This window comes from Saccharopolyspora sp. NPDC002686, assembly GCF_040295745.1.
Taxonomy (GTDB): Bacteria; Actinomycetota; Actinomycetes; order Mycobacteriales; family Pseudonocardiaceae; genus Saccharopolyspora; species Saccharopolyspora oryzae.
The window spans coordinates 1-18,349 of record NZ_JBEOVY010000019.1 but is presented as its reverse complement, the minus strand read 5'-3'; the positions used below and the strand labels follow the sequence as shown (position 1 = coordinate 18,349).

General features: G+C 69.8%; 18 protein-coding genes. 4 read left to right on the top strand and 14 right to left on the bottom strand.

Annotated elements, in window-relative coordinates; genetic code table 11:
* Positions 1–67 precede the first annotated feature (67 nt).
* The 4 genes from ABTZ89_RS04480 to ABTZ89_RS04465 form a co-directional block, all read right to left on the bottom strand.
* Positions 68–1,399 (bottom strand): amidohydrolase family protein, encoded by a 1,332-nt coding sequence (locus ABTZ89_RS04480; RefSeq protein WP_270953684.1) that lies wholly within the window; start codon positions 1,397–1,399, stop codon positions 68–70.
* A 243-nt stretch (positions 1,400–1,642) separates the two neighbouring features.
* On the bottom strand, positions 1,643–3,280 hold the full coding sequence (abc-f, locus tag ABTZ89_RS04475) for a ribosomal protection-like ABC-F family protein (RefSeq protein WP_351040063.1): 1,638 nt from the start codon (positions 3,278–3,280) through the stop codon (positions 1,643–1,645).
* A gap of 249 nt (positions 3,281–3,529) precedes the next feature.
* Positions 3,530–4,189: a response regulator transcription factor gene (locus ABTZ89_RS04470; protein ID WP_270953682.1), complete on the bottom strand. Its 660-nt coding sequence runs from the start codon at positions 4,187–4,189 to the stop codon at positions 3,530–3,532.
* A complete protein-coding gene (locus ABTZ89_RS04465; protein ID WP_351040061.1) occupies positions 4,186–6,021 on the bottom strand; it encodes a sensor histidine kinase in 1,836 nt (611 codons plus the stop codon). The genes ABTZ89_RS04470 and ABTZ89_RS04465 overlap by 4 nt, the downstream gene beginning before the upstream one ends.
* Before the next feature lie 206 nt (positions 6,022–6,227).
* Here ABTZ89_RS04465 and ABTZ89_RS04460 point away from each other — a divergent pair, with 206 nt between their 5' ends.
* Positions 6,228–6,935, top strand: coding sequence for an ABC transporter ATP-binding protein (locus ABTZ89_RS04460; protein WP_270953680.1), 708 nt, complete (start codon positions 6,228–6,230; stop codon positions 6,933–6,935).
* Entirely contained in the window at positions 6,932–9,163 is a 2,232-nt protein-coding gene (locus ABTZ89_RS04455; protein ID WP_270953679.1) for an FtsX-like permease family protein, read from the top strand. Before ABTZ89_RS04460 ends, ABTZ89_RS04455 begins: the two co-directional genes overlap by 4 nt.
* A 215-nt stretch (positions 9,164–9,378) precedes the next feature.
* Here the strand turns inward: ABTZ89_RS04455 and ABTZ89_RS04450 are convergent, their stop codons facing one another.
* Together ABTZ89_RS04450 and ABTZ89_RS04445 are read right to left on the bottom strand one after the other, a co-directional pair.
* Entirely contained in the window at positions 9,379–9,510 is a 132-nt protein-coding gene (locus ABTZ89_RS04450) for a hypothetical protein (RefSeq protein ID WP_270953678.1), read from the bottom strand.
* Between the two features lie 68 nt (positions 9,511–9,578).
* Complete coding sequence (locus tag ABTZ89_RS04445; protein ID WP_351040056.1) at positions 9,579–10,895, bottom strand: nitric oxide synthase oxygenase; 1,317 nt, start codon at positions 10,893–10,895, stop codon at positions 9,579–9,581.
* Between the two features lie 186 nt (positions 10,896–11,081).
* Between ABTZ89_RS04445 and ABTZ89_RS04440 the strand changes: the two genes are divergently transcribed.
* Positions 11,082–11,546, top strand: coding sequence for a nuclear transport factor 2 family protein (locus ABTZ89_RS04440; RefSeq protein WP_351040053.1), 465 nt, complete (start codon positions 11,082–11,084; stop codon positions 11,544–11,546).
* Between the two features lie 47 nt (positions 11,547–11,593).
* On the opposite strand, the gene ABTZ89_RS04435 is transcribed toward ABTZ89_RS04440, so the two are convergent.
* From ABTZ89_RS04435 to ABTZ89_RS04420, 4 genes are all read right to left on the bottom strand, one after another.
* Positions 11,594–12,031 (bottom strand): GNAT family N-acetyltransferase, encoded by a 438-nt coding sequence (locus ABTZ89_RS04435; RefSeq protein WP_351040107.1) that lies wholly within the window; start codon positions 12,029–12,031, stop codon positions 11,594–11,596.
* A gap of 27 nt (positions 12,032–12,058) precedes the next feature.
* On the bottom strand, positions 12,059–12,406 hold the full coding sequence (locus tag ABTZ89_RS04430; protein ID WP_270953674.1) for a YybH family protein: 348 nt from the start codon (positions 12,404–12,406) through the stop codon (positions 12,059–12,061).
* A gap of 50 nt (positions 12,407–12,456) precedes the next feature.
* Entirely contained in the window at positions 12,457–13,101 is a 645-nt protein-coding gene (trmB, locus tag ABTZ89_RS04425; RefSeq protein WP_270953690.1) for a tRNA (guanosine(46)-N7)-methyltransferase TrmB, read from the bottom strand.
* 119 nt (positions 13,102–13,220) lie between these two features.
* Entirely contained in the window at positions 13,221–13,781 is a 561-nt protein-coding gene (locus tag ABTZ89_RS04420) for a hypothetical protein (RefSeq protein ID WP_270953673.1), read from the bottom strand.
* A 187-nt stretch (positions 13,782–13,968) separates the two neighbouring features.
* On the opposite strand from ABTZ89_RS04420, the gene ABTZ89_RS04415 reads away from it, so the two are divergent.
* Positions 13,969–14,436: a universal stress protein gene (locus ABTZ89_RS04415; protein WP_270953672.1), complete on the top strand. Its 468-nt coding sequence runs from the start codon at positions 13,969–13,971 to the stop codon at positions 14,434–14,436.
* Between the two features lie 364 nt (positions 14,437–14,800).
* On the opposite strand, the gene ABTZ89_RS04410 is transcribed toward ABTZ89_RS04415, so the two are convergent.
* The 4 genes from ABTZ89_RS04410 to ABTZ89_RS04395 all read right to left on the bottom strand — a co-directional run bounded on the left by ABTZ89_RS04410 (position 14,801) and on the right by ABTZ89_RS04395 (position 18,158).
* Entirely contained in the window at positions 14,801–15,517 is a 717-nt protein-coding gene (locus tag ABTZ89_RS04410; protein ID WP_351040049.1) for a hypothetical protein, read from the bottom strand.
* Positions 15,514–16,461, bottom strand: a complete 948-nt coding sequence (locus ABTZ89_RS04405) for an ATP-binding cassette domain-containing protein (RefSeq protein ID WP_270953670.1) — start codon at positions 16,459–16,461, stop codon at positions 15,514–15,516. Before ABTZ89_RS04405 ends, ABTZ89_RS04410 begins: the two co-directional genes overlap by 4 nt.
* A gap of 188 nt (positions 16,462–16,649) precedes the next feature.
* Positions 16,650–17,450 carry an HAD-IIB family hydrolase gene (locus ABTZ89_RS04400; protein ID WP_351040046.1) on the bottom strand — a complete coding sequence of 267 codons (801 nt, stop codon included), beginning with the start codon at positions 17,448–17,450 and terminating at the stop codon, positions 16,650–16,652.
* Positions 17,451–17,501: 51 nt separating this feature from the next.
* Entirely contained in the window at positions 17,502–18,158 is a 657-nt protein-coding gene (locus ABTZ89_RS04395; protein WP_270953668.1) for a response regulator, read from the bottom strand.
* Positions 18,159–18,349: the final 191 nt, after the last annotated feature.

Sequence of the window (18,349 nt, the reverse complement as noted above, 5' to 3'; positions counted from 1 at the left end):
CCGGCGCCGCGGTCCCACCAGAGCGGCCCGGTGGTCCAGGCCCGCCTCGCCGCTGAACTGTCCCGACTCAGCCGCGGATGTGCTGCGCTGCGGTGCGGGCTGCCGCCTGCACCGCGCGGCGGTCCACCTGGGTGGGTTCGCGGTCGCGCAGCACCCGGTCGCCGGCGACCCAGACGTCGCGGACGCAGCGCGAACCGGACGCCCACACCACGTTCGCCAGGATCTGCTCGTCCGGCACGTCCAGACCGGTGGCGAACGCGGGGTTGTCGACGTCGAGGTGCACGATGTCGGCCCACTTGCCCGGCTCCAACGAGCCGATGTCGTCGCGGTGCAGTGCCTCAGCCCCGCCACGCGTCGCGGCGAGCAGCGCCGCGCCAGCGCTCAGCGCGGTCGCGTCACCGGTCGCGGTGCGCGCGAAGAGTCCTGCCAACTGCACCTCCTCCCACAAGTCCAGGTCATCGTTGCTGGACGGCCCGTCGGTGCCCAGGCCGACCGGGACACCGGCGGCCAGCAGGTCGACCAGCCGCGCCGTCCCCGAAGCGAGCTTCGCGTTGGAACCGGGGCAGTGCGCCACCCCGACCCCGCGGCGTGCGAACAACGCGATGTCCTCGTCCGACAGGTGCACGCCGTGCGCGGCGAGCACTCGGCCGTCCAGCACACCGAGCTTCTCCAGCAGTGCAGGCACCGAACCGAACTGCTCCCGCTGCTCGACGTCCTCAGCGAGGGTCTCCGCCACGTGCGTGTGCACCAGCGCCTCGCGCTGCTGCGCGGCCTCACCGATCGCCTGCAACGCCTCCGGCGGAAGCGTGTACGCCGAGTGCGGCCCGTAGGCGAGCTCCACCCGATCGCCCCGCCCGAACCGAACGCCGTCGGCGTCGATCCACCGGCTGATCCCGTTGACCATGCCCTGCCAGCCGCCGAGCTTGTCCAGCTCGGGAGTCGCGATCACCGCGGAAGCGAACACGACACGCGACCCGACCGCGAGGGTCGCGTCGACCACCGCCTCCCCGTCGAAGTACATCTCGGCGCTGGTCGTGACACCGGCGCGCAGCATCTCGACGCACCCGAGCTCCATGCCCGCTCGGATGTCCGACGACCGCAGCCTCGCCTCCGCGGGCCAGATCACCTCGCGCAGCCAGCGCATCAGCGGAAGATCGCCACCCATCCCCCGGAGCAGCGTCATCGGGCTGTGCGCGTGCGAGTTGATCAGACCCGGCAGGAGGATCCCGCCGCATTCGCGGACGTCGACGTCGTTCGGACGCTCCGGCGCACCGGTGCGCGGGCCGCAGTACAGGATGCGACCGACCTCATCGATGTCCACCACCGCATCCCGGATGACCGAGCATTCCGGGTCGCAGGGCAGGACCATCGGCGCGTGCAGGCGTAGTGCGATCGGCATGCCCGCATTCTGCCGGACGCCTGTCAGGCGCCTAAGCCGTTCATGAGCTGCATCATGATCACTCCTGCCAAAGTCGCGATTCCGGCGAGCACTGCCACGAGAACGGTGTCCTGGGTTCGCTTCGTCATGAATCAAGGATCGCCCGGCGAGGGCCCTCCTGACCTCGGCTGAACGGCCAGCTGGCCTCCTTCGATCGGCCATTGCCCGAAAGCCGGATGGCCGACCTCTACCGGGTGAAGGCCGTCATGCCTCCTCCGGCGCCCCGGTCTCGGTCAGCCGCCCGCCGTCCAGCCGCAGCCAGCGCTGCACCCCGATCTCCGCGAGGAACCGCTCGTCGTGGCTGACCACCACGAACGCGCCTTCGTAAGCGTTGAGCGCGCTCGACAGCTGACCAACGCTGACCAGGTCCAGGTTGTTGGTGGGCTCGTCGAGCAGCAGGAGCTGAGGCGCCGGCTCCGCGCTGAGGACGCAGGCCAGCGTCGCGCGCAGCCGCTCACCACCGGACAACGCACCGATCGGAAGGTGCACGCGGGAGCCCCGGAACAAGAAGCGCGCGAGCAGGTGCATCCGCCGCGACTCCGGCATCGCCGGCGCGACCTGGACCAGGCTTTCCAGCACCGTGCGATCCAGGTCCAGGAGATCGAGCCGCTGGGACAGGTAAGCGATCCGCCCGTCGACGCGCTTGATCTCGCCGCGCTTCGGCGCCAACTGGCCTTCGACCAGCCGAAGCAGCGTGGACTTCCCGGAACCGTTCGGGCCGGTCAACGCGATCCGCTCCGGCCCCTTGATCGCCAGGTCGACGCCCTCCCCGGCGAAGATCTCCCGCTCGCCGCGGCGGACCTGCATCCCTTCGCCGAAGAACACCACACGCCCAGCGGGGACGCGGGTCCCGGGCAGGTCGAGCGCGATCTTGTCGTCGTCCCGCAGCGCTCGGCTCGCCTCGTCGAGGCGGGTTTTCGCTTCGTCGACCCGGTTGGCGTGCGTCTCCCTCGCCTTGCCCGCAGTCTCCTGAGCGCGCCGCTTCAGCCCGCCGGCAACGATCTTCGGCAGTCCGGCGTTGCCGATGTTGCGGGCCGCGTTGCTGGCCCTGCGCTCGGCTCGTTCGCGGGCCTGCTGCATCTCCCGCTTCTCCCGCTTGAGCTCCTGCTCGGCGTTGCGGACGTTCTTCTCCGCAACCTCCTGCTCCGCGCGCACGGCTTCCTCGTACTCGGTGAAATTGCCGCCGTAGAAGCGGATTTCTCCGTTTCCGAGCTCGGCGATGCGGTCCATCCGGTCGAGCAGCGACCGGTCGTGGCTGACCAGCAGCAGGCAGCCGCTGAAATCCTCGAGCACGCCGGCGAGCTTGCGGCGCGCTTCGCCGTCGAGGTTGTTGGTCGGCTCGTCCAGCAGCAGCACGTCGGGGCGTTTGAGCAACTGCGCGGCGAGGCCGAGCGAAACCACTTGGCCACCGCTGAGGGTGTGCAGCTGGCGGTCGAGCTGGACGTCGTCGAGGCCGAGCCGGTCCAGCTGGACGCGAGTGCGCTCCTCGATGTCCCAGTCGTTGTCGATGGTGGCGAAGTGCTGCTCGTCGACGTCGCCGGATTCGACCGCGTGCAACGCCTCGATCACCGCGGACACGCCCAGCACCTCGGCGACGGTCAGGTCACCGACGAGGGGGAGCGTCTGCGGCAGGTAGCCGAGAACGCCGCTCGTGGACGCGGTTCCGCTGCTGGGCCGGTATTCGCCCGCGATCAGCTTGAGCAGGGTGGACTTGCCCGCTCCGTTGGGCGCGACGAGGCCGGTGCGGCCGCTGCCCACCGTGAACGACAGCCCGTCGAAGACAGGTGTGTCGTCCGGCCAGGAGAAGGAGAGGTTCGAGCAGGTGATGAACGCTTCGGACATGCGAGAGCCCTCGGATGCGATGCGGGCGCGCTGAGGCAACCCGGTGGTGAACGGGGAAACATGACATGACGGAATCGCCACCGCGGCGGCGCTGCGCGCCTGCCCGTGGCCGATCACTACCGGGAATCACCCGGAGATGTCGTCGTCCCCTGCCACTGCCGCTCCTCGGTTCACGATCACTTGCAAGTCGCGAGCCTAGCAGCAGCAACCCCGGATCGCGGACTCATTTTCCGGCTGCAGAAGCGGCCCTCACTCGCCGTCCATCAGGCCGCTGCGCCAAGCCCAGGCCGCCGTCTCCACCCGGTTCCTGGCCTTGATCTTGCTCTGCGCGGAGGCGAGGTGGGTCTTCACCGTCGACAAGGACATGAACAGCTCCTGGCCGATCTCGCCGTTGGTCAAACCGCGCGCGGTCGCGCGGACCACGTCGAGCTCGCGCTCGGTGAGATCCACTTGCGGGACCGCCGTGCGCTGCACCTGCGGCTGCGGCTGGGAGAAGTGCTTGAGCAGCCGCACCGTGATCTGCGGCGACACCAGCGCATCCCCGCGCTGGGCGGCGCGGATGGCCTCCAGCAGCAGCGTCGGTCCGGCGTCCTTGAGCAGGAACCCGCTCGCCCCGTTGCGCAGCGCGCGGTCGACGTACTCGTCCAGGTCGAAGGTGGTCACGACCACGACCTTGATCGGGTCGGCCACGTCGGGGCCGGCCAGCTGCTTGGTCGCCTCCAAGCCGTCGATGCCCGGCATGCGGATGTCCATCAGGCACACGTCCGGCTGCTTCTCCCGCGCCACCCGGACCGCGTCCACGCCGTTGGCGACATCGGCGACCACCTCGATGTCGTCCTGGGACTCCAGGATCATTCGGAACCCGGCGCGCACCAGCTCCTGGTCGTCGGCGATCAGCACCCGGATCATCGCTGCCCCTCATCTCCGCTCTGCTCGTCCAGCGGCAGCACGGCTTCGACCCGCCAACCGACGTGATCGCCCGGACCGGCGTGGAACTCACCGCCGAGCAGCTCGATCCGCTCCCGCATCCCGACCAGACCGTATCCCCCCGACCCACCGACGGGTTGACGGCGCACCCCCGAACCGTCATCGGTGATCAACGCGTACAGGTTCGTGGTGTCGACCCACACCCTGACCTGGACGTAGCTCGCTCCCAACGCGTGCTTCTCCGAGTTCGTCAGGGATTCCTGCACCACGCGCAGCGCCGAGCGCGCCACTTCCTGGGGGATCGTCCGATCCACCAGATCGGCCTTCAGGTCCACCCGGATCCGATCGGCGTGCTCGGTGGTGTGGCGCTGGGCGGATTCCACCAGCGCCCGCAGGTCGGCCTCGAGGTCGGTGGTGGCCTGCTCCGTCGCGGCCGAAGCCCCGGCCGGTTCGGTGCTGCGCATGCTCCCCACCAGCCGCCGCATCGCGGTCAGCGCTTCGGTGCCGCTGTCCGCGATCCGCGCGAGCGCGTCGGTCGCCGCCTTCGGGTTCTTCTCGGCCACCATCTGCGCTGCTTGCGCCTGCACCACGATGCCGGTGACGTGGTGGGCCACCACGTCGTGCAGCTCGCGGGCCAAGGCCATCCGCTCGGCTTGCTGCGCGTTCTCCACCGCGGAGTGCACCGTTCGGGCCCGCTCCTCGTCCCTGGCGCGGAAGTACATCCCGGTGCCGACCGAGATCACCAGCAGCAGCCCGCCCATGAACACCGCGGGCATCAGCTCGCTCGTGTTGCCCGGGTCGTAGGGCGAGGTGTCGCTCCGGTACTGCGGGGTCATGAACACGGCGAGCAACGTCACCGCGACCAGCGTGGCGGTGGCCTGGATCGCGCGCCGGATCTCCGCGTGGCGGACCACGTAGGTCACCAGCAGCATGCCCGCACCGGTCGCCGCCAGGGATACCGGTCCCAGGATGTTCCCCCGGCTGCCGGTCAGCCCCAGCACCTGCAGCACCAGGGTCGTCAGCAGCATCGTCGCCGCGCCCAGGTACGCGGACTCGGTCGGCCGCATCGGGGCGAACGCGGCCAGCACCGCCATCACCAGGCCGCTGAGCAGCACCACCACGTTCGACAGGAAGCCCAGTTCGCTGTTCTTGGTGAACTCCACGAACAGCAGGATGCTCAGCGCGGCCACCACCGGCCACTGGCGCCGCAGCAGTTCCTGCATCGGCGAGCCCTGGAAGCGGGTCCGGCCGGGCCAGTCGCCGCGCAGGTACAGGCCGGTGCCGGTGGCGAGCAGCAGCTGCAGGAAGCCGAAGGCCAGCGTCTGGTCGGAGTCGACGCCCGAGTACTCGGCCACCCGCAACCGGACCGCGACCGATGCCAGGCAGCTGAGCACGAGCACGGCAGTCACCGGGATGGCCTTGCGCAGCGGGCTAGCCCGGAACAGGTAGAGCACCAGCAGCAGACCGGCCGCGTTCTCCGTCGGCAGGATCTCCGCCAGGCCGAGGCTGTAGACGTACGAGCGGGTCACCGCCAGCGCCGCGGTGTTGCCGAGCAGCACCACCGCGGCGAGCAGTCCACATCGGACCGGGTACCGCCTGCCGAGGACGGCCAGCAGCGCCATCGCGGCGATGCCGGGGAGCAGCAGCACGGCACCGCGCTGGTTGCCGTATATCTCGAGCAGCGCCAGCGTGTCGCCGCAGAGGACCAGGCCGAGCAACGCTGCGAAGATCCATTGTTCGCGCAGCAAGCTACCGAACCGGTGCCACCAGGGCGCGTCCGGTCCGGGTCCGTTGGGCGTCGCGAAACTGCTCACGCCGAAACGGTAGTCGGTGCGCTCATCGGAGCGCCTTGGCCGATCGGCTCGAACAACCTGGCCGATCGGCCGACCTCCGCCGAACGATCAGCGGCTCGCAGGCCGATCCGGAAACCGCTGCCGCCGACCACTCTTGATTGCGATGCGGCGGCCCGCACCCGGCGGCGCCCCACCACGACAGCAGTGCACACGAGCAGGAGGCAGACATGTCGGCTCCCATGGCCGCGCAACGGCCCGGAGATCCGTTCCTGGTGGGACGGGGGCTGGTCAAGAACTACGGTGCGCACCGCGCCCTGGCCGGGGTGGACGTCTCGTTCCGGGCCGGCGAAGTGGTCGCGATCGTGGGGCCGTCCGGGTCGGGCAAGACCACGCTGCTGCACGTGATGGCCGGCATCCTGCGCCCGGACGGCGGTGAGGTCCTGCTCAACGGGCACCGCATCGACCAGCTCGGCGAGACCAAGCGCAGCGCGCTGCGCCGCCACGAGTTCGGGTTCGTGTTCCAGCAGGGCATGCTGGTCGGCGAGCTGACCGCGGCGGAGAACACCGCGCTGCCGCTCCTGCTTGCCGGGGCCAACAGGAAGCAGGCCATGGCCGGCGCGCGGGACTGGCTGGGGCGGCTCGGCCTCGGCGGGCTGGAGGACCGGCTGCCCGGTGAGCTCTCCGGCGGCCAGGCCCAGCGGGTCGCGATCGCGCGGGCGCTCGCCCACCAACCGAAGGTGATCTTCGCCGACGAGCCGACCGGCGCGCTGGACACGCGCACCGGGGAGGAGACCACGCAGGCGCTCTTCCACTCTGCCGCCGCCACCAACGCAGCCGTGGTGATCGTGACGCACGACCGCGACCTGGCCGCCAAAGCCGGTCGGGTGGTGGAGATCCGCGACGGACTCATCGCCGGCGGGGTGATGGCGGCGTGAATCCGGTCCAACTAGCGCTGCGGGTGCTGCGCGTGGATTCGCGCAGCCGCCTGTCCGCAGTCCTCACCGCAGCCGGGGTCGCGGTGGCCACCGCGTTGATCCTGTTCCTGGCGACGCTGCCGAACGCCACGGAAGCCCGGATGCAGCGTTCCGCGTGGCAGGAGGGCTCGGCGAACCCGTCCGGCGTGACGATGGCCAGCCGGGACTTCTTCGAGAACGAGACCATCGTGCGGCTGGACGTCTCCGGCGAGGCCGAGCCGGGCAAGGGCGTGCCGGACTACCCCGGCCCCGGCGAGGTGTTGCTGTCGCCGCGGCTGGCCGAACTGGCCCAGCAGCGCCCGGGCGGTGAACTGGCCGACCGGTTCGCCGGCAAGGTGATCGGCACGATCGACGAGGGTTCGCTGAAGTTCCCGGAGCAGCTGGTCGCCGTCGTCGGGCACCCACCGGGCACGCTGGACGCGGAGAAGGCGGACCTGTCCGGCTCGGCGGCGGTCGGCAACAGCGACGTCATGCTGGATGTCCTGGCCGGCGTGGGAATCGTGCTGCTGGCGATCCCGAGCATGGTGCTGGTCGCCTCGGCCGCGCGCCTGACCGCCGCCCGCCGGGAACGCCGACTCGCCGCGCTGCGGTTGGCCGGTGCCACGCCGGGGCAGGTGATCGGCGTGGTCACCGCGGAGACCGCGGTCGCCGCGGTGGTCGGCACCGTCGCGGGCCTGCTGCTGAGCTGGCCGCTGCGCTACCTCGGCATGCACATCCCGTGGGGCGACGGTACTTGGCTGGCCAGCGACTTCACGCCATCAGCGGTCACCGTCGTGCTGCTCGGCCTGCTGATCCCGACGCTGGTCGTGCTGGCCGCGGTGCTGGGCCTGCGGAGGGTCGTCCGGGCGCCGGTCGGCGCGGCGATGAGCCACGCGCGGAAGCGCCCGAAGGCGTGGCGCCTGCTCGCGCTGGTCGCTGCGGGCGGCTTCTTCCTCGTCGGGCTGGCCTCCGCGGACCAGACCGGCGGCATGGGGCTCCTGCTCGCGTCGCTGGCCGCGGTGCTGCTGTCCGCGTCCATCGTCGGCCCGTGGCTGACCGGGGTGATCGGTTCGCTGTTCGCCAAGATGTGGCGGAAGCCGTCGGTGCTGCTGGCCGGCAGGCGGTTGAGCAGCGATCCGCAGGCCGCCTACCGCTCGGTGTCGGGCATCGTCCTGGCGGTGTTCGTCGGGACGATGGCGTTGACGCTGCTGCCCAGCTTCGAGACGTTCGCCGGTGGTGGCCGCTCGTTCAAGGACTCGGTCCTCTACCTGGACGTCCCCACCGCTCAAGCCGTCGATCAGGAAAAGCGCATCAAGGATCAGCTGGCCAGCAGCGGCGCCGGCGCGACGGTTGTGCGCGCCGAGCGGGTCCTCGTGCAGAAGGCGGAGAACGACAGCGCCTCCGGGTTCGTGATCAACTGCCAGGACGCCGCCGCGGTGACCCGTCTCGACGTCGGGGACTGCGCCGGCCCGCCGTCGATCCGGACCCCGGGTGCCCAGGAGCTGCCGAGCTCGGGCTTGCGGGTCCAGGCCTACCCGACGGAGGGCGTCTCCTCCGTCGACGAACTTCCGACGGTCCCGCTGCCCGACGGGGTTCCGGTGCGCCGGTTGGGCGGCAGTCAGGACCCGGGTCTCGACTCCACGGTGCTGATCGACCCGGCGCTCGTCCCCGGGTTCGGCGGTCAGGGGGAATCGACCCTGGCGGTCAGCCCGGCCACCGATGCGGACCGGGAGAAGGTGCGCACGGCGCTCGCGGTGGCTCTCCCGGGGGAGAGCTTCAACAGCCGTGAACTGCGGCTCTACGACCAGCAGACGATCCTCGGCGATCTCAAGCGGGTCACCGCGATCGGGCTCGGGCTGACCGCCCTGCTGGCCGGGTGCAGTGCTGCGATCACGGCGGCCTCGTCGGTGGTCGACCGGCGGCGGACCTTCGCCGCGCTGATCGCCGCGGGTACCCCGGTCCGAATGCTCGGCCGAGCGCTGCGCGCCGAAGCCGCGCTGCCCGCGTTCGTCGCGACGATCGGGGCAGGCGCAGCCGGGATCGCGGTCGCAGCCGGGATCTTCGGGCTGTTCGGCGACGATATGCCGGTGGTCCTCAGCGGCTGGCTGTTCGCGCCGGTGGTGATCGGCATGGTCGTCGCGGTGATCGCGGCTGCCAGCAGCGGTCCGATGTTGCGCCGCATCGGCGCGGAGCGCATCAGCGAGGAGTGACCCAGCGGCGGGTCGGTGTGCGGGCACGGTCGGGAACGGCCGTGCCCGCACTCGCCTTTCCCAGCAAGCTGAGCAGCCCGGACGACTGAGTCCGGACAGGCCAGTCCGGCCAGCCGATCGGTCGGTCCGACGGCTCGCGGGACTGGCCGATCGGCCACCCGGACCGACCACCTGACCGATCCGCCGGCCCCCCTGGAAAAGCGACGCTTGTGGTGTCAAAGGGGAAGGGGCGCAGCCAGCAGAGCGCCGGAAGCCAGGAAGGTCGGGGTCGAAATGTTCACCACCACGTTCACCACGTTGTTCTCCATCGTCGGAGCCGTCCTCGCGGTGGCGGTGCTGCTGCTCATGTCGCTCAGTTCGGTCCTGCCGGACCTGCTGGACCGGTTCTCGGCGCGCCGGAACCCGGACGACGCGGTCACTCCCCGAACGGTTCAGTTCCCAAGCAACGCCGGTTCAGCCGCGCCAGTTCGTCGTAGCGGGGTCGCCGTTTCGGCTCGGGCGACGGGAGGTCACTCGGTGCTCCCCGGCGGGCGCGCTGGCTCGCTTCCTTGCTGACGCTGAACATCGGTCGGGATGCGCTGGTGCGCGGACCGGAGCGCAGCCAGGCCAGCCGGTGCAGGGCCTCGCTGTGGTGGTCGGTGATCGTGACCCGCGCGGAGTCGAACGAGAACAGCACGGCCCGGTTGATCTCGACGATCGCCCGGTCCCGCCACAGGGTTCGTTCGGTCGAGGTGTCCATGCCCAACCGTTCGGCGACGTGCTTGGTGACGCCGTAGGCGTTCTCGTCGGCCAGTCCGCGGGTGCCGATCTCGGTGCCCACGAACCAGGTGTTGAACGGCGCGGCCGGGTACCGGATGCCTCCGATCTCCAGCTGCATGTTGCTGATCAGCGGAACGGTGTGCCAACGCAGTCCCAGCTCGACGAACCAGGGGTGATCCGGATGCTCCAGCGGAACTTCCTGAACCACGTCGCGAGGAACCGTGACCAGCTTGATGCCTTCGTGGGCGGTTTCCACGACCAGCGGCAGGTGGTCGAAGCGGCTGCGCTGGTTCGGCGGTTTCCAGCCCATCCGCTGCACTTCCGCGGTGAAGCCGCTGTAGCGAGCGTCGCCGAGCACCCCGTTGGGCATCGCGTAGCCCGCGTAGCGCACCACCTGTTCGTTCCAGATCCGCGGACCTGGATTTCCCGGGGCATCCGGGGCGAAGACGGTGACCATCGGCTGGATCCGGCCGGCGTTGGTGGCCAGGCGCAGATGTTCGAAGCACTCGCTGGCGATGGCCGAGGCGTTTCGCAGCCCGCGCAGGTCGCGAACTTTCAGCTGACGCCACGGAACTCCGCTGGTGCACCAGCCGCTGTCGCGGAGCGCGACGCGAGCACCGTAGGCGAGTTCAGGACCGGTGTGCCGGTAGGTGCCGGTTTCGGCGATCGAGCGGCGCACGTCGGCGAGCCGTTCGGTCAACGACCCGGCCTTCGGGTGCGCGTCGTGGAAGGCACGCAGGAAGTCCTCGGCGGCCGAGACATCCGTGGCCGAATCCGCCCGGACGAGCGCGGCCGGTGAACCGCCGCCGCTCTCGCCGACCTCGCGCACACCGTCGAGAACCGGCTCCGACGGGCTCTGCTGGATCGGGATCACTTCATCACGGGTAACCGTCACGGGGCGGAAACGTAGTCGCGATCGATGCTTACTCGTCACTCCAGCGGCACTCTTCTTTTCGGTGAACTTCCAGGCCACGATCGTAGCCAAAACCACCGGACGTAAACCTCTTCGTGCGAGTGGCACCCAAACTTGATCGCTCGATCAAGCGAATTGTTATCTGTTGATCTTCAAATTCGGTGCCCACCGACGCGCGGACCAGAGCCGGGCTGCGGGGTCCGGAAAGCGCCAGCCGCACACGTCCAGAACGGCAATGCTGACGGGGTGACCGAGCAGAGCAACCCCACGACGATCTTGAAGCGCATGTACGCGGCTGAAGCCGAGTACCTGTCAGCGGGCGGCCCCGGCCAGGCCGACTTCGAACTGATCGCCGAGCACTTCTCACCCGATGTCGTGCTCCACCAGGCCGAAGCACTTCCCTACGGCGGAATCTGGCGCGGCCACGCGGACTTGGAGCGCTTCTTCATCGCGATGAGCCGGACTTGGGCCGTGTTCGAGTTCGTCGAGCAGGAGTTCGTCGCCTCCGACGAGGCCACCGGGACCGCGGTGGTGCTCACCCAGGTGCGGGCCCGCTCCCGCGCCACCGGCCGCGAGCTCGAATTCCCGATCCTGCAGACCGTCACCGTCCAGGGCGGCCAGATCATCGAGGTCCGGCCGTTCTACTGGGACACCGCAGCGATCGCCGCGGCCTGCACACCCGCTCAGACCGTTGACCCGCCCCAGAGCTGAGCGAGCACCAGCCGAGCAGACAGCGCCGGTGGCCGCGCAGCAGGTTCTCAGGCAGGCGTCCGCACCATGAACACGTCCACCGGGTCCTCGGATTCGAGGGCGAACCCGTGCCGCTCGTACAGCCGCCGGGCCGGACTGCCCTGCAGCACGTTCAACCGGACCAGGGTGCCGTCGCGGTCGCACTGCTCCAGCAGTCGGCGCAGCACTCCGGATCCGATGCCGCTGCCCTGCAAGTGCGGGGCGAGGTAGAAGTGCTCCAGCCAGTGCGCGTCGTCGGCCGGCCGCAGGGCCACGCAGCCGGCGAACCGGCCGTCCACCTCGATCACCTGGGTGCACGCCGGATCGAACCCGTCGCGCAGTCGTTGCCGCACGCGCTGCTCGTCGTACCGTCCGAGCCGCTCCAGATCCGCCCTCAGCACCACGGCGCGCAGTTCCGCCACCGCCTCGACATCCGCAGCCGAAGACGGTCGAACATCCCAGCTCATCACGATCGGCACGCTACTGCGCCCGAGCTAAGCACCCAGGTTCGGCTGGTCGATGATCCAGCGCCAACTGCCGTCCGGCTGTCGGCGGGCCACCTCGACGGTGGCACCGCCACCGGCCAGCAGCACCGAGGTCAACGCCAGATCCCCGTTGCGGACCGGCGGTTGCGCAGCACCGGGCGCGAACTGCGGAGACCCCGCCACGATCTGCTCGTACGCCGCGCGGATCGCCACGTGCCCGACGACGGGCCCGGCCGGCGTGGCCAGGACCGCGTCGGGTTCGTAGAGCTCGACCAAACCGTCGACGTCCCCGGCGTTGAGCCGCTCCAGGACCAGCCTGTTGAGGTCTTCCGGGCACTGCGCACGCTGACGAGCCATCGTCGTCCTCCCTCGCTGATGAGCGGAGGATGCCAGCGGGCTCCGACAGGTCAGATGCGTTCGAAGATCAGGTCGTGGATGACCCGGCCCTCTTCGTGGGCGCGGTTCTCGAACTTCGTGACCGGTCGCCATTCCGGTCGCGGCGCCCAGCCGCCCGGCTCGTCGGCGTAGCGGTTGCGCAGCTGCGACTCGCCCTGGCAGACCTCCATCATCTGCTCGGCGTAGTTCTCCCAGTCGGTGGCCAGGTGCAGCACGCCGCCCGGCTTGAGCCGCGAGGCGATCAGCGCCACGGACTCGGCCTGGACCAGCCGCCGCTTGTGGTGGCGCTTCTTCGGCCACGGGTCGGGGAAGTAGATGCGGACCTCGTCCAGCGAGCCCGGCTCGAGGTGGTCGCGCAGCAGGACGATCGCATCTCCGCGCAGCAGCCGGAGGTTGCTGACCTCGAGCTTCTCGGCGCGGAGCATGAGCTGGGCCAGGCCGGGCTTGTAGACCTCGACGGCCAGGTAGTTGGACTCGGGCTGGGCGGCCACCAGCTGCGAGGTCGTCTCGCCCATGCCGGAACCGATCTCCAGCACCACCGGCGCCGTCCGGCCGAACCAGGACGTCACGTCCAGCGGGCCTTCCGGCAGCGCGGTCACCTCGGTACCCAGCTCGGGCCAGTAGCGATCCCAAGCGCGCTGCTGGCCCACCGTCATCCGCTCGCCTCGCTGGACGTAGCTCACGACGGTACGGCGGAACGGAACCTGCTGGTCAGACGCATTCACGAGGACTCAGTATCGCAAACCGGCCGCCTGCGGAAGCACCGCGGTGCCGGTCACCACGATTCGATCTGCGCGAGCATCGCCACCAGCCCGGTGACGCCCCGGACCGGGATCGCGACGGGCTCGGGGTCGCGGTGCGCGGGCACCACGTTCAACCAGCCGTTGTGCTCGTCGGTGAGGGCCACGGTCGTCGGCATCTGCATCGGGGCCCGGTCCGATGGCGCGTACTCCCAGTACCCGGCTTCACCGGCGCCGGCCCAGGGCACGAACACCCAGCCCGGGCGGGAGCGCAGGACCGCGTGCACCTCGTCCTCGACCGCGAACGCCGCCTCGCGCGACGGGAGCTCGCCGCGGTCCAGCGCGCGCAGCCACCACGGCGCGGGCAGCCGCCGCTTGGCGCCGTGCAGCTTGCGGAACAGTTCGAGCACCTGCCGCTCGGGCGCGGTGTGGATCCAGCTGCGGCGCAGCGAAGCGGGCTTGGCCGCCTCCAGCGCCGGTGGGTGGGCTTCTGTCGCCAGCGACCACTCGAGTCGTGGCACCGGCTGGAGCTGCACGTCATCCGCCGCGCGCCCCTGACCGCTCTGGATGACCGAGCCTTCGTTCGATCGCACCATTTGGCCCACCCTTCTGCTGTTGAGAAAGTTGCGAGCCGCCAACTCGCCCTCGACCAGCTCATGCCCCCAAGCAACGCTGGTTCGGGACAGTCCCTACTCAATGCATTACCACAACGAACGCGTTCAATGACAATATGTAGTCAACTGTGTCCTAATTCATATGCTTCGGAACCGCTGGGGTGGAGAGATGGCTGACCAAACGATCCAACGGGTCGAGATCGATGGCGGCGTCGTCGTCGGCGTCGACAGCTCCGCGTCCTCGCTGCGAGCGCTCGTCCTGGCCGCGGAGGAAGCCAGACGCCGCAACGCCGCGCTGCACGTGGTGCGCGCCTGGAGCCTGCGGACCGCCCCTCGTCCGGCGGACTGCCCGCCGAGCGTGATGCCGAGCATGGACGAGTTCCAGGAAACGGTCCGGGCGGACACCGAACGCCTGGTGGACGAGAAGCTCGGCGACCACAGCGACCTCCGGGTGGAGTTCCACATCGTCCACTCGCCGTCCCCCCAAGCGCTGCTCTCCGCATCGAAAGGAGCGGATCTCCTGGTCGTGGGTCATCGAGGCCGAGGGGGCTTCGCCGGTCTGATGCTCGGCTCGGTGGCCGAGCAGTGCGTCCGCCACGCGGCCTGCCCGGTCCTGGTGGTCCGCCCCAACGTCTGACCCCGAGCCGGCGCGAAGAACTCCTGGAAAGCACAGGGCCCGGGCCATCCCCCGAATGACAGCCCGGGCCCTCCCCCGTCCCGACCGCCGGCGCCCCCGAGCGCTGCTGCAGTCGGTCGATTTCACTTGTGCTCACCAGCCGCGCCATCGCCGGACCCCGCTGGAATGTCCATTGAGGACTTTCCAGATCTCGGTGATCTTGCACGTCGCACGGGCGACGGCAGCAGCTCGATCTTGCCGTCGATCCTATCGGTTGACGTGATCAGACTCTCGGCCGGGCCGGGTAACGTTTTGCTATCCGCCGCCCAGCTGGGCATTTCCAGAGTTGATCATGGTGGGTTCCGACGAGATCGATCAGCGCTGGTCAGGCGTCCCGGCGCTGCACGACGACCAGCGAGACCACCCAGATCGCGAGCACGACGCCCGCGAAGTACCCCAGCGAACCCCACGGCCCCAGCGGCATCCCGTCGCCCCCGCTGGCCAGGAAGTTGCTGGCGTGGTTGAACGGCATCCACTTCTGGACGTCCTCGCCGATCGTCGGGATCATGCCGACCAGGTTCTCCAGCAGCAGCGACCAGATCAGCAGCAGCGTCACCGCGCCAGCGGTCTGCCGCAGCAGCGCGCCGACGGCGACCGCCAGCACCGCGCCGATCGCGAACACCAGACCGACACCGGCGACCATCCGCCAGTCGTCCGCAGTGGCCAGCGCCAGATCCGCGTTGGGCGACAGCAGGTTCGACACACCCCACGATCCGAACGCCGCGATCTCGCCGAGCACCAGCGCCACCAGCGCGACCAGCACCGTCTTGGCGGCCAGCGCGGCAGTGCGGTTCGGCACCGCGAGGAAGGTCGAGCGGATGGTGCCGAAGCGGTACTCGGTGGTGATCGACAGCGTCGCCAGCACCAGCACCACCATCAGGCCGAACTGGTGGCCGACCTGCGTCATCGACACCGTCATCTGGTCCAGCTGGGACGCGAACAGGCCGGCGAACCCGATGGTCAGCGCCAGGACGAGCGCGGAGCACCACCACGCCGAGCGGGTGGAGAAGAGCTTGATCCGTTCCACGGCGAGCAGGGTCATCGGGCCACCCCCGGAGCGATCGGCGCGTTCGCGGGCGCACCGAGATTCGTCTGGTATTCCACGGAATCGCTGGTCAGCTGCATGAAAGCGTCTTCCAGCGAGCTGCGCTGCGCGGTCAGCTCGTGCAGCACGATCTGGTGCTGCGCGGCGAGCTCACCGATCTGCTCGGTCACGGCGTCGTCGATCACGAGCGTGTCGTTGCCGGTGGCGCGGGCGCTCAGGCCCTGCGCGGCGATCAGCTGCTGCAGGTCGGCAGCGCGCGGTGAACGCACGAGCACGGCCTGCGAACCGGCGTTGTCCACGAACTGCTGGGTGCTGCACTGCGCGATCAGCTCACCGCGGCCGATCACCACGAGTTCTTCGGCCGTCAGCGACATCTCCGACAGCAGGTGGCTGGACACGAAGACGGTGCGGCCTTCGGCGGCCAGGCCCTGCATGAACCGCCGGATCCAGTGGATGCCCTCCGGGTCCAGGCCGTTCACCGGCTCGTCGAACAGCAGGATCTTGGGGTCGCCGAGCAGCGCGCCCGCGATGCCGAGCCGCTGCGACATGCCGAGCGAGAACCCTCCGGCGCGGCGGCCCGCGGCGTCCTCGAGGCCGACCATGCCGAGCACCTCGTCGACCCGCTTCTGCGGAATCCCGTTGGACTTGGCCAGCCAGCGCAGGTGGCTGCGCGCCGAGCGGTTCGGGTGCACCCACTTGGCGTCGAGCAGCGCACCCACGGTGCGCAGCGGGTTCTTGAGGTCCTGGTAGCGCTTGCCGTCGATGCGGACTTCGCCCGCGGTGGGGCGGTCCAGGCCGAGAATCATCCGCATGGTGGTGGACTTGCCGGCTCCGTTCGGGCCCAGGAAGCCCGTGACCTGGCCTGGCTTCACCGTGAACGACAGGTCGTTCACCGCGACTTTCGAGCCGTAGCGCTTGGTGAGGCCGATCGCCTCGATCATGATCACTCCTGTTGCCGAGGACAACGCTGGTCGGCCCTCTCCGGACCGCAGATCCAGATTGCCCGCTCGGCGGATGAGCCCGCATCGGACCGGCGTATCGACTTGGGGTCAGACCCAGGTCGTAGTCCACCCCTGACCACAGGATGACCCGCTGACCAGGCGGAAGATCAAGATCTCGGGCGGGTTCGTCAGCGGAACCAGCGGTCGAGGACGGCGGGCAGGCCGTCCTCCGCGACCGGACCGGCGACCTCGTCGGCCGCCGCCCGGACCAGCTCCGGGCCCTGGCCCATCGCCACGCCGTGCGCAGCCCACCGCAGCATCTCGATGTCGTTGCCCCCGTCACCGGCGGCGAAGGTGTCCTCGCCGGGCACGCCCAGCTCGGCGCGCAGCTTCTCCAGCGCGGATCCCTTGGACACGCCCTTGGGCGTCACGGTCACCCACGGTTCGTAGTGGTCCAGCGTGAAGGTGCACGACGGCAGTTCGACGCCGGCGAGGCGCTCTTCGAGTTCATCGGGGCTGTGACCGATCCAGCTGGCGATCAGGCGCGGCACCCGGAGCGCGGCCAGCTCGTCCACTGTGGCCAGTCGCTGTTCGCCTTCCAGCTGGTTCGGCGGGAATTCGGCGGTGACCAGGTTGCCGACGCCGAGGTTCTCGGCGGCGAAGATCGCGCCCGGCAGCCGGGCGGACAGCTCCGCCAGCACCGGCGCGAGCTCGAAGGTCTCCGTCGACACCGCTTCCCTGGCGGCCACGTCCACCAGCACCGCACCGTTCGAGCACAGCGCGAAACCGCTGGTCAGATCCAGTTCGTCGAGCACCGGAACAGTGCCGAGCACGGTGCGGCCGGTCGCGATGACGACCTGGCTGCCGGCGTCGATCGCGCGGTGCACAGCGGCTTTGACGGCTGCCGAGATGTGCCCGGTGTCCGGGTTCAGCAGGGTTCCGTCGACGTCGAGGGCGATCAGTCGGGGCTTCCACGCGGCGTCGGTCACCCGGGCAGGTTATCCGCCGGAACGGGCGTTGTGGCTGGTTGGAGGCGAAGTTCACGCCTCGCCGGGTTTGACCAGGCCGGTCTCGTAGGCCAGCACCACCGCCTGCACCCGGTCCCGGAGGTCCAATTTGGACAGAATGCGGCCGAGGTGGGTCTTCACGGTGGCCTCGGACAGGAACAGCTTGCCCGCGATCTCGGTGTTGGACAGGCCCTTCGCGACCAGCACCAGCACCTCGCGCTCCCGCTCGGTCAGCGCGTCGAGCACCGACGCGTCGCGCAGCTCGCCGCCGCCGTCGCCGAGGAACCGGTCGAGCAATCGCTTGGTGACGCTCGGCGACACCACCGCGTCGCCGCTGGCCACCGAGCGCACCGCGCTGACCAGGTTCTCCGGCGGGGTGTCCTTGAGCAGGAAGCCGCTGGCCCCGCTGCGCAGCGCCGACAGCGCGTACTCGTCGAGGTCGAAGGTGGTCATGACCAGGACTTTCGCGTCATCGGCCGCGACGATCCGGCGGGTCGCCTCGACGCCGTCGAGCACCGGCATCCGCACGTCCATCAGCACGACGTCCGGGCGCAGTTGCGCGGCGAGCTCGACGGCGTCCGCGCCGTTGCCCGCCTCGCCGACGACCTCGAGGTCCTCCTGCGCGTCGAGCACCATCCGGAACCCCATGCGCATGAGCTCCTGGTCGTCCACCAGCAAAACCCGAGTCATGCCCCAGACCGTAGCCGTGCCCCTCGCACCGGGCGGTCCGGGTGGCTCCGCCGACCCGCAGTTTCAATTGAAACTGTGATCCGCCGTGCCTGGGATTTACAGTTTCAATTGAAACTGCACACCCGGGCGTGTCGGGACCCCGGCGTGTCGGGACCTTCAACTGGATCGGCACCATGGGGAGGGGGCAGCTG

What these genes read in the sequence shown, in the direction of transcription:
- ABTZ89_RS04470 (WP_270953682.1), bottom strand. Translation starts at nt 4,189, where the DNA reads ATGATCCGGGTGCTGATCGCCGACGACCAGGAGCTGGTGCGCGCCGGG.
- ABTZ89_RS04415 (WP_270953672.1), top strand. Translation starts at nt 13,969, where the DNA reads ATGGCTGACCAAACGATCCAACGGGTCGAGATCGATGGCGGCGTCGTC.
- ABTZ89_RS04410 (WP_351040049.1), bottom strand. Translation starts at nt 15,517, where the DNA reads ATGACCCTGCTCGCCGTGGAACGGATCAAGCTCTTCTCCACCCGCTCG.
- ABTZ89_RS04405 (WP_270953670.1), bottom strand. Translation starts at nt 16,461, where the DNA reads ATGATCGAGGCGATCGGCCTCACCAAGCGCTACGGCTCGAAAGTCGCG.
- abc-f (WP_351040063.1), bottom strand. Translation starts at nt 3,280, where the DNA reads ATGTCCGAAGCGTTCATCACCTGCTCGAACCTCTCCTTCTCCTGGCCG.
- ABTZ89_RS04450 (WP_270953678.1), bottom strand. Translation starts at nt 9,510, where the DNA reads ATGAGCAGCAGCACCGCCACCGCGAGGACGGCTCCGACGATGGAGAAC.
- ABTZ89_RS04460 (WP_270953680.1), top strand. Translation starts at nt 6,228, where the DNA reads ATGTCGGCTCCCATGGCCGCGCAACGGCCCGGAGATCCGTTCCTGGTG.
- ABTZ89_RS04395 (WP_270953668.1), bottom strand. Translation starts at nt 18,158, where the DNA reads ATGACTCGGGTTTTGCTGGTGGACGACCAGGAGCTCATGCGCATGGGG.
- ABTZ89_RS04420 (WP_270953673.1), bottom strand. Translation starts at nt 13,781, where the DNA reads ATGGTGCGATCGAACGAAGGCTCGGTCATCCAGAGCGGTCAGGGGCGC.
- ABTZ89_RS04480 (WP_270953684.1), bottom strand. Translation starts at nt 1,399, where the DNA reads ATGCCGATCGCACTACGCCTGCACGCGCCGATGGTCCTGCCCTGCGAC.
- trmB (WP_270953690.1), bottom strand. Translation starts at nt 13,101, where the DNA reads ATGACGGTGGGCCAGCAGCGCGCTTGGGATCGCTACTGGCCCGAGCTG.
- ABTZ89_RS04430 (WP_270953674.1), bottom strand. Translation starts at nt 12,406, where the DNA reads ATGGCTCGTCAGCGTGCGCAGTGCCCGGAAGACCTCAACAGGCTGGTC.
- ABTZ89_RS04435 (WP_351040107.1), bottom strand. Translation starts at nt 12,031, where the DNA reads ATGAGCTGGGATGTTCGACCGTCTTCGGCTGCGGATGTCGAGGCGGTG.